This window comes from Vibrio sp. 10N.261.51.A3, assembly GCF_041471965.1.
Classification (GTDB): domain Bacteria; phylum Pseudomonadota; class Gammaproteobacteria; order Enterobacterales; family Vibrionaceae; genus Vibrio; species Vibrio crassostreae_C.
Genome location: NZ_JBFRPK010000105.1, coordinates 1 through 10,220 on the forward strand (window position 1 = coordinate 1; position 10,220 = coordinate 10,220).

Annotated in this window: 11 protein-coding genes and 1 pseudogene; 3 read left to right on the forward strand and 9 right to left on the reverse strand. The window is 42.2% G+C overall.

From position 1 onward, the window contains the following. Positions 1-273: 273 nt before the first annotated feature. The 6 genes and pseudogenes from grxB to AB4371_RS20990 all read right to left on the reverse strand — a co-directional run bounded on the left by grxB (position 274) and on the right by AB4371_RS20990 (position 4,996). Positions 274-883, reverse strand: a pseudogene (gene grxB, locus AB4371_RS20965) (glutaredoxin 2). A gap of 27 nt (positions 884-910) precedes the next feature. Further along, entirely contained in the window at positions 911-1,936 is a 1,026-nt protein-coding gene (locus AB4371_RS20970) for a zinc-binding alcohol dehydrogenase family protein (protein WP_102322246.1), read from the reverse strand. Between the two features lie 144 nt (positions 1,937-2,080). Further along, complete coding sequence (locus AB4371_RS20975) at positions 2,081-2,848, reverse strand: glycine betaine ABC transporter substrate-binding protein (protein WP_102281786.1); 768 nt, start codon at positions 2,846-2,848, stop codon at positions 2,081-2,083. A gap of 202 nt (positions 2,849-3,050) precedes the next feature. Then, a complete protein-coding gene (locus AB4371_RS20980) occupies positions 3,051-4,133 on the reverse strand; it encodes an L-dopachrome tautomerase-related protein (RefSeq protein ID WP_102322247.1) in 1,083 nt (360 codons plus the stop codon). Between the two features lie 82 nt (positions 4,134-4,215). Further along, positions 4,216-4,506 (reverse strand): putative quinol monooxygenase, encoded by a 291-nt coding sequence (locus AB4371_RS20985; RefSeq protein WP_055026561.1) that lies wholly within the window; start codon positions 4,504-4,506, stop codon positions 4,216-4,218. Between the two features lie 199 nt (positions 4,507-4,705). Further along, positions 4,706-4,996, reverse strand: coding sequence for a putative quinol monooxygenase (locus tag AB4371_RS20990; protein WP_102322248.1), 291 nt, complete (start codon positions 4,994-4,996; stop codon positions 4,706-4,708). A gap of 216 nt (positions 4,997-5,212) precedes the next feature. Here AB4371_RS20990 and AB4371_RS20995 point away from each other — a divergent pair, with 216 nt between their 5' ends. Continuing rightward, positions 5,213-6,136, forward strand: coding sequence for a LysR family transcriptional regulator (locus AB4371_RS20995; protein ID WP_102380584.1), 924 nt, complete (start codon positions 5,213-5,215; stop codon positions 6,134-6,136). Between the two features lie 60 nt (positions 6,137-6,196). Here the strand turns inward: AB4371_RS20995 and AB4371_RS21000 are convergent, their stop codons facing one another. The 3 genes from AB4371_RS21000 to AB4371_RS21010 all read right to left on the reverse strand — a co-directional run bounded on the left by AB4371_RS21000 (position 6,197) and on the right by AB4371_RS21010 (position 8,150). Beyond that, a complete protein-coding gene (locus tag AB4371_RS21000) occupies positions 6,197-6,976 on the reverse strand; it encodes a glycine betaine ABC transporter substrate-binding protein (protein ID WP_102322250.1) in 780 nt (259 codons plus the stop codon). 44 nt (positions 6,977-7,020) lie between these two features. Beyond that, positions 7,021-7,761: a sulfite exporter TauE/SafE family protein gene (locus AB4371_RS21005; RefSeq protein ID WP_055026565.1), complete on the reverse strand. Its 741-nt coding sequence runs from the start codon at positions 7,759-7,761 to the stop codon at positions 7,021-7,023. A gap of 98 nt (positions 7,762-7,859) precedes the next feature. Next, a complete protein-coding gene (locus AB4371_RS21010) occupies positions 7,860-8,150 on the reverse strand; it encodes a putative quinol monooxygenase (RefSeq protein ID WP_102322251.1) in 291 nt (96 codons plus the stop codon). A gap of 299 nt (positions 8,151-8,449) precedes the next feature. On the opposite strand from AB4371_RS21010, the gene AB4371_RS21015 reads away from it, so the two are divergent. Together AB4371_RS21015 and AB4371_RS21020 are read left to right on the forward strand one after the other, a co-directional pair. Further along, a complete protein-coding gene (locus AB4371_RS21015) occupies positions 8,450-9,478 on the forward strand; it encodes a radical SAM protein (RefSeq protein ID WP_102322252.1) in 1,029 nt (342 codons plus the stop codon). Between the two features lie 16 nt (positions 9,479-9,494). Then, on the forward strand, positions 9,495-10,043 hold the full coding sequence (locus AB4371_RS21020) for a DUF1349 domain-containing protein (protein ID WP_102322253.1): 549 nt from the start codon (positions 9,495-9,497) through the stop codon (positions 10,041-10,043). The last annotated feature ends 177 nt before the right edge of the window (positions 10,044-10,220 follow it).

Below are 10,220 nucleotides of genomic sequence, written 5' to 3' on the forward strand. Positions count from 1 at the left end.
GACCTCAGGTCGCACGGACATAAATGAGTCAGCGATTTTGCTAAATTAGAAATAAATGAATAACTACAGGTATGGAAAATCACGTCGTAAAGATTTCCAACCTGCCTTGAGGTTACTTCTAGGGGAAGAGGAATAGTAATGAGTAAAAAGGAATCACAGGTTTTACTATTTTTAAGTTTGACTGGTTATATTAATAAAAAAAACGAGCTACCATCTTGATAACTCGGGCCTAATTAATACGCTTTCGTCCAACCAGTCTAGAAAGTTAGTATACTAGCACCTTAGCTCATTACTGTTTGTTTCCAGCCATAACTTGAGCTCTTGCGGCCAAGTAACGGTGGGCTCAACAAAGAAGCCGCGCAGTAGCGAGAAGTAGATAGCCTGATCAACCAGAGGCAGTGGTGATTTACCCGCATTCGGTTGGATCAACGCTTCAGCGTTAAGCAACTGTGCGTTTACATCTGCAACAATCTGCTCTGTGCTTTCTAACAGGCGAACAAAGTTCAGCTCTTCTGTCTCTTTCTTCGCTTGCCATGCAGTAACACTTGCTTCAGTCGCGAACTCTTTTAGATTCAGTTTCGTCCAGCGAGGGTAGCCAATTCTTTGAATCAAAGGGAATGCCTCACGCTGAAATACCAACGTCTCTTCTGATGGTGCGGCTACCGCATCAATACCAGCTTGATCGATGAAGTAAGTAATGATATCCATGCTTTCTGCCATCCGCTTTCTCCAAAACTGGCACCATTTTTTGACCGATTAAATCAATCAGAGTTTGCGCATCAGCATAATCTACAACTTGGTATTCAACGTTAAGCTTCAGTGCATTAGCAACATAAGCAACACGGGCACAAAATGGACAATGCTCGTAGATATACAGTTTCATCAAAAATCCCGTTTTTATAAGTCTGAATTAGTATTTAATCGCAGTTTTGCCAATTGATGCGCTGCTTTCAATGCGTTGGTGTGCGTCTTTTAACGTCTCAACACTAAAACCATTCAATGTGGTGGTGAGTGTAGACTTAATGCGGCCAGCATCAATCAAGTTCGCAGCTTGGAATAGGATATCTTGCTGCTTCTGAAGATCGTCAGTGTTAAACAGTGAGCGAGTGAACATCAGTTCCCAGATGAATCCAGCTGATTTGCCTTGTAGTTTTGATAGATCAACACCACCATCAAATTCTACAATTGAACTGATCATGCCTTGCGGAGCAATCAACTCGACCATTGCATCCCAATGGCCTTTGGTATCTGCAACGTTGAAGATGTAGTCCACATGCTGAATGCCTTGCTCACGTACCGACTCCACCAGATTGCGGTGATTCACAACATGGTCAGCGCCCATATCTCTTACCCACTGCTCGGTCTCTGGTCTTGAAGCAGTCGCAATCACTGTTAGGTTAGTAAGCTGTTTCGCCAGTTGAACCGTAATCGAACCAACACCACCTGCGCCACCAATGATCAGAATAGATTTCTTCTCTTCTGGACGAACGCGTAGGCGATCAAACAAGGCTTCCCAACCTGTCAATGTAGCGAGAGGCATAACGGCTGCTGATTCGTCAGAAAGGCTTTTTGGGGCGTGAGCTGTAATTCGGTAATCGACCGCTTGGTACTCAGCATTCGCACCCATACGTGTCACATCACCTGCGTAATAAACACGGTCACCAATTTCGAAGCCTGAAACATTGCCACCTTTAGCAACCACTTCACCCACCGCGTCATAGCCCAATACTTTTGGCTGCTCTAGGGTTTTATCTTGTGCGTTGCGGATACGTATTTTTGCATCTGCTGGGTTAATCGAGGTCGCACTCACTTTTACCAGCAGGTCATTGTCTTTTAGCTCTGGCAGGCTTGTTTCAAACTCGAATAAGCTGTCTTGCTCTGTAATTGCTAGTGATTGAGTAAAACCAATTGCTTTCATTGTTGTTGGTGCTGGCATGTTGTTTCTCCTTTGATTGGACACCTTCATCATAGAGATTTTTTACCCTAGATAAACCGCCTAATCTTTTAATTACATTCAATATATTTTTGATAATCACACTGCTCGACCGGGTAGTGTTGAGATACTTACCTGTTAACCTAGTTAGATAACACCTTGTGCAGCTAACCATTCATACGTCACTTCATCTTGCGGTTTACCCTCTCGGCACACTTTATAATCAAGCTCGGCAATAATATCGTTGGAGAAACGTAATGAATCTAAGGTTTTAAGCTGTTCATCAGTAAATAGATTTTTCTTATCATCTCTCAGTAACAGTACAGCTCGGTCTACAATTCCAAGCAGCCCTTTCGGCTCTATAAGCTCGCGAATATCATAACGATAGTGAAGAAATTGCGGTTTCCATAGCGGCACAATGACCCACTCTTTATTTGCGACGGCATCTTCAAAAGCACTAAAACAGTCGTCTTCACTGCCTGTAAAAAACTCATAGCCTGCTTTACTTAAACCGTACTCTTCCATCATCTGGATAGAGAAGCGAGTGATTCCAGCTCCTGGATTAATACCTTGAATTTTAGGTCTCATTTGCTCGACGACTTCAGGCTTCAATAAATCCGCCACTTCAGCGACCATCTCTTCAGGTACGTAATCCGGCACACCCCACAGTGCGTAAGGTTCGTAATGAAGTCCAAGCTCGATTAATGGCTCAACTTTTTCAACGTCCGACTTATAGATACCATGGCTCGATGGTAACCAAGCAGAAGAGAGCATATCGATTTCACCAGCTTTCAGTTTTTCAAAATTTTCCTGATGAGGGGAAAAGATTCGCTCAACTTCGAAGCCCATGGTCTTCAATACATTGCTAACCAATGAAGCTGTCGTGCGATGGAATGATAAATCTGTTACACCCATTGTGATTTTTTTATTCATTGTTCTTTCGCTCTTATCGTTGCTGATAGATTGATAATACAAGGCTCTAGAGTAATCAAAAACAGCCTAATTTTTGAATAATTATCAAAAATAAATTGATAGATGCCGATTTACACTTAATAAAAAAGCGTATGCATTGATGAAATACATACGCTTGATATTTACGTATCTATCTACTGTCGCCTTAATCTAATTTGATTCGCAAGACATGATATGGCTTTCTAGAACCTTCTTCACCTTCGTTAAAAGCAGGGTGGAAGTGAAGAGAGTTTTGAGTGACGTACAAGTAATCACCCTGGATAGAGAAACCATCTGCCCATGACAATAACTTGTCATCTTGTGCAAAGATTTTGTAGCCGTCTTTATTCACCACACCAACAGCATTTTTCTCAATATCACCGACATAGATATCACCGTTATCTGCGATAATCATGCCATCACTTGGACGTTTTTCACTGAAAAATTCAATCTGCTCGGCCAATGCATCTTCACTAAGCGCTGTGTTAGCAAGAGCAGCGGCAGGAATACGGTAGATAGCACTACCATTGACTGTACCAAAATATAGCCATTCATTATTTGCATCAATAGTGATTGGATTCACACCAAGATAAAGCGCATCAACGCTACCATCTTCACGCTTTGTCGCCATACGAGAACTATCAATCACAACCTCATGCTCAGGTGAAAGCAGTGCTTTATTTGATTGCAAAACGCGGCGAGATTTACCTGTATTTAAATCTACAACAACAAAGGCAGGCGCAGCTTCGCCATACAGATTACCTAAACTCGTATCGGCAATGTACATCTGGTTACGCAGTGTATCTAATGCAAAATCCTGTAAAAAAGAGTTACCGACCTGTACGTCTTTTCCAATTTCAATGCGTTTAAATAGCTTATCGTTGACGGTATCCCATGCAACAATTTGCGAAGGCGAAGTTTCACTGCCCATATCTAACACCCACACAACACCATCATCGGTACTATCAATACCGATTACTGAAGCCAAACCAACCTCACCTTTATCTGGACCATCTGCCCAGTCTTGGGTTGGAAATGCTTTGGTTGAGCCATCCTTCATCAATTCAACAACACGAAGTTCAGGTGCATCAAGGGGTTGCATAGAAAGGAAAGTACGCCCCTGCTTCGTTACTGTAATGTTCCCTGGTCGTGTGCCATCAAGCTTGGCAACCACTTCGATATCAGCCGCTTGCGCTGTGTTAACTATCATCGCAGTCGCAAGTGTTAGTAAGATTTTGATATTTTTCATGTCGAGCCTCATTGGTGTTCTTTGATGCCCTAACCGTTTTAGTCAGGGCATAGTGCTATAACAAGCTTGTTTTATGTTGTCGTTACGCGATCTTAGTCATTTCGTTGACTGTGAAGCTTGCGACAGAGCCTTCCGTTGCTGTCATGTAGTCCGCAAGGTGCTGGTTGCCCATATGAGCCTGCCAAAGTTCACGTGATACCCAGTTTTCATAAAAAGTAAAATGCGCTGGGTTTTCGTTGTCTTGATGAAGGTCATAGTTGATGCAACCTTCTTCAGCGCGAGTAATGTCGATAAGCTTTAGTAGCTCGGCTTTCACCAGTTCAATTTTGTCGTCATTAGCTTTGATGTTTGCAACAATCGTTAATGTAGTCATGGGATGTTCCTTTTAAATTTGATACCGAAATCGTCGGTAATTTTGATGTCTTTAATGTTTTAGTGATAGGGCAACTCGTCATGTCATATTGAGTTACTCACTAAATGTAGTACAGGTACTACACTCAATTACTGACTTATATTGTAAATACTTTCAAATCTATTTTGATAATTGAATGTTTAAATACGTTAATTTTTAACTAAGCGATCTTGGTCATTTCGTTGACAGTGAAACTTGCGACAGAGCCTTCGGTTGCTGTCATGTAGTCAGCAAGGTGCTGGTTGCCCATATGAGCTTGCCAAAGTTCACGTGATACCCAGTTTTCATAAAAAGTAAAATGCGCTGGGTTGTCGTTGTCTTGATGAAGGTCATAGTTGATGCAACCTTCTTCAGCACGAGTTATCTCGATAAGTTTTAGTAGCTCAGCTTTCACAAGTTCAATTTTGTCGTCATTGGCTTTGATGTTTGCAACAATCGTTAATGTAGTCATAGGAGTTTCCTTCGTTCTGAGTTAGTGCCGTGCTTAGCGCACTGCGTTGTTGGTATGGAGGTATAATAGTGCGAACATTACCAATGAAAAACAGCCCGTCAATTGAATAATTACCAATTAAAATTTGATAATAATCTTTTAATATTTCATGTGGTGCGATATAAAGGGATAGTCATTTTCAGATTTTGTTAACACACTGATTAAAAGGTAACGGTTATGCTCTTAGAGGATTTTCAGGTCATTTTAAAAGTCGCAGAGTTTCGCAGCATCACTGCTGCTGCGACAAATCTGGATATGCGCACGGCAACGGCAAGTGCGGCGGTGAAACGTGTTGAGGCATCATTAGGGGTTGAATTATTTGTACGAACGACTCGTCATTTACGCTTATCTTCTGCCGGCGAGCGTTATTTGCCTCAGTGTGAAGAGGCGTTGAAGATGCTTGAAAAAGCCAAAATGAACATGCGTGAAGAGCTAGGGATTATTGATGGAGAGATCCGCATCGCCCTTTCGTCTGATTTGGGCCGAAATGTGGTCACACCTTGGCTTGATGAATTTTTGTTGGACTACCCAGACGTTTCACTTCGCTCCGGTATCAGTGACAGCAACATCGATTTTTATCGAGATTCTGTTGATATGGCGCTGCGCTATGGCTCACCAACCGATGCGAGTATGTACGGTTTTAAAATTTGTGATGTGCCAAGGCTGTTGTGCGCCAGCCCGGAGTATTTAGCAAAATACGGTACTCCATCCGAGCCAGATGATCTGCTTGAACATAATGCCCTGTTTTACCAGTTACATGATATTTTGCAAAATGAGTGGTTGTTTAATGATGGAAAAGAGGACATTAAGGTAAAACTGAAAGGTAACAGAGCATCTAATGATGGCGATCTTGTTCGGCGCTGGTGTGTGGCGGGGAAAGGGGTAGCAATCAAGTCTTGCCTCGATATGGCCGATGACTTGCTAACAGGGAAAGTGGTCAATGTAATGGCAGACTATAAACCGACTTCCACTGAGCTTTGGTTAATATGCCCAAGCCGACAATCTATTACCCCAACCGTCCGCCTATTAAGGGATATGCTTAGAGAAAAGACCGAACAGATTCTAATCCAAATGAAGGACAAAGGGATTCTATTGGGTTAACTGTTGAGGTTGTGAGGGCGTGGAAATTGCCAGCCCTCAGTAAAGCGGTGATGGTCTTAACTACTGATGGTTGTCCAACCACTCACGAGTCACATCATCAACCGCTAATCCCGCACGGCAAACCTTGTAATCCAATTCTGCGATGATTTCATTTGAAAAGCGCAATTGATCTAGCTGTGCCAACTGTGCTGGGGTAAATACGATTGATCTTTCTTGTCGAAGTAATAATATGGCGCGATCAACGCTACCCAATAATCCTTTGGGCTCTTTTAATTCACGGATAGTAAATAGGTGGTGCAAGAACTGTGGTTTCCACAATGGCACAATAACCCACTCATTATTTTCAACCGCACGTTCGTAGGCACCAAAGCAATCCTCTTCTGAACCAGAGTGAAAATGATAACCCACATCGCTTAATCCATATTGGTCCATCATTTCAATAGAGAATCGGGTAATGCCAGCACCTGGGTTAATACCTTGAATGTGTTTGTTGGTGCGCTTAACGACTTCTGGTTTTAATAGGTCACTGATTTGTGAAACAACCTCCTCAGGTACATAATCGGGCACCCCCCATAGAGCGTACGGTTTATAGTGCAAACCTAACTCTAACAAAGGCTCTACCGTTTCAACATCGGATTTATAGATACCGTGGCTTGAAGGTAACCAGGCAGAAGAGAGCATGTCGATACGGCCCACTTTTAGATTTTGGAAATTTTCTTGATGTGGTGCGTAGACACGTTCCACCTGAAAACCCATATCAGTTAAGACATGGCTAACTATCGATGCAGTAACGCGATGAAAAGATAAATCGGTAATCCCGAGATTGATAATGTTAGACATAACGTGACCTTATGATAAAAGAAAAAGAGGTTTTAAAATCGCATTTAAAGTGCCGTGAGGCCGGAATAGAGCATCTTTGTTCCCGTAAGAAACAGAACGCTATAACTTATCTTGTAAATCAACTCTTGAGAGATGATATTCACCATCCACACACCGGCTCTAACCCCTAAAAACGCAATCGGCACCAAAACTAACGAGGTCATCAAGTTTTGCATATCGAGCAGCCCCATATAGCTGTATGGGATCAACTTAATAAAATTAAGCACCGTGAAAAATACTACGCTGGTGCCGATTAATTGTTCTTTCGGCAGATTTTTTGGCAGTAGATGCATGCTTGCAGGCGGACCACCGGCATGGGCAATTGTACTGGAAAACCCAGACAACATACTTAAGGCATAGCCCTTTATCGGGTGGCTAAATTGAACCTGCTTTAGCAGAAACTTTTGTGTTAAAAAGACCAAAGCCAGCCCCCCAATGATAAGTTCAACTACAGATGTTGACAGACTACCCATAAAATAAGCAGCACTCATCACCCCCAAAATAGCGAAGGGCATCATACTTTTTAGCTCGACGTAATTGCAGTTCTTGCGGTGGTAAAACAGCGCCATTAAATCCATACCACACAATAATGGTAATAAAATCGCAGCGGCTTGAACTGGCGATACGCTCATCGCCATCAAAGGTACCGATAGCATCCCCAAAATACCGCCGACCCCTCCCTTGCCCATGCCATAGAAAAAAACGGCAGGTATCGCTGCAACATAAAACCAAAGGTCTGTGATCATGATATGTAAACCAAGAAAATACGTAGATGAAAACAAGTGTATTTGAGCAAAAAACTTTTAAAGCCATTGACTCAAATAAGGGGGTATACAAAGTTGGCTTAAGCGATTTGGGTCATTTCGTTTACAACGAAGCTAGCCACACAGCCTTCAGCTGCTGCCATATAATCGGCAAGGTGTTGATTACCCATATGTGCTTGCCAAAGTTCACGTGATACCCAGTTTTCGTAGAAAGTGAAGTGTGCTGGTTTTTCGTTGTCTTGGTGGAGGTCATAGTTGATGCAACCGTCTTCGGCACGAGTGACGTCGATTAATTTCAACAGCTCTGCTTTTACCAGTTCGATTTTGTCTTCATTGGCCACGATGTTTGCAACGATAGTTAGCTTAGTCATAGTGTGTTCCTTTGTATGGAGTTGAAGCAGCTGATGGTGTGCTGCGTTGTTGGTTTGGGTGTATATTACGGTGATTATTGCAAAGTAAAAACAGTCTAGAAATTGATTTATTATCAAATTTAGCTTGAGAATTGATTTTTAAGTCTGACCATAAAGAGGGAATTAGATCGCGTTGTGTGGTGATGTGCACGGTGTTTATCTATTTGTTTTTGATAATAATTCAAATAATACCGCGTTTTTACCGTGTAAAATTTGCCGTAGGATGGCCAAATCAATTTCAATTCATTGGATAAATAGCCATGTCACAGATACATTTTCAACAGGGCCCAATACGCCCACCATCAGAAGCAGACAGTTTGCTTATCAGAACCACACAAGGGTGCCCGTGGAATAAATGTAAGTTCTGTACCCTATTTGAAGGAATGGAGTTCTCTATTCGTCCTGTCGAAGAGATCAAACGTGATATCTGGGCTGCAAAGGCGTTCTATAAGAATCGTAAATTTGACAGCTGTTTCTTACAAGATGGCGACTCTTTCGCTATGGAAACAGAAGATTTACTCGACGTTCTTCGCACCCTAAAAGAAGCGTTCCCAGAGCTAAAACAGATAAGCTCATACGGCCGAGCACAGACCATGACCAAAAAATCGCCAGCTGAAATGAAAGCGATCTGTGAGGCGGGGCTAAATATGCTCTATTGCGGTATGGAGTCAGGTTCGCTGGATGTTCTAAAATTGATGAAAAAAGGTATTACACCAAAATCAATATTAAAATCAGCGCAATATGCCAAGCAGGCTGGAATGAAAATGATGACGTTCATCATTCTCGGTCTTGGTGGTAAAGAGCTATCAGAGCAACATGTTAACGAAACGGCGCTGCTTCTCAATCAGATCAACCCAGAGGAAATCCGTATCTTATCTTTAGCTGTGAAGCCCGGTACAGAGTTGGATGATATGGTGCAAAGCGGCCAGTTCACACCACTGACTGAACGCGAAATGCTTGAAGAGCAATACCAACTGATCAGCAAATTAGACAGTATCACTGGGAACTACGGTAACTATCATGGCATCAATTTATTAATGGAGCTCAATGGTCAGCTTCCACATGATAAAGAGGCTTTCTTGCGTACCATTGATCAATTTATGATGATGAGTGAAAACGACCAAAACAACTTTATTTTAGGCCGGCGAACAAGCTACTACGCAACATTGAATGATATGGACAATCAGCTAATGTATGACACGGTACAACAACAGCTTAAACGCATTAAACAGCAGAACCTTGGCAACCTCGAAGATATCTTTTACCAGCTTCGTCAGCGCATGATCTAATAATAAGGAACCTACAATGAATAACCTAAATGACTGGCACATTCAAAATGAGAATCCGAACCACTGGTCTTTGGACAACGGTGTGCTGTCTATGCAAGTCCAACAGGGCAACATTTTTGGGGCTGGCTCAGGCGATGTCGATAATCTATTTATCCACCCTATTTCTAAGCCCAATTACAGCGCTGAAGTCACCATTAGCCTAAGTCCAGACCTGCCATTTGAGCAAGCAGGGCTGGGGATATACTGGGACAACGATAACTACATTAAAATTAGTAAAGAGATGTTTATGGGCGAGCGCTCACTGGTCTTTGTTGTCGAGCAAAATGGTCAACCAGAGATCAAACAACTTCGCACATTTGAAGGCAAGACAGCGTCAGTTAAGATAGAAAAAAATGATGGTACTATCACTGCATTCTTGGGATGTAATCAAAAACGCTCTTGGCAAGTCATTGGATCTGCGAAGACATTAAACGGCCAAGCAAAAGGACTTATGCTTTTTACCTTTAGTGGTAGTTCAAACACACCTAATTTTGCTAAGTTTAGTGAATTTCAACTAATGAGTTGAGCCAGTCTGGTATATAGTAATTGACTTTTTGTATTAGTTTTATTTTGGAAAAAGTTATGTTAGTCGATAGCGCTTAGTGGGATCGAAACACACAATGGGGCAAATAATGATTCCCAGAACATACAAAAAAGCCGCTGGATTGAACCCCAGCGGCTTATTATTGTGCGCCGAGCATGG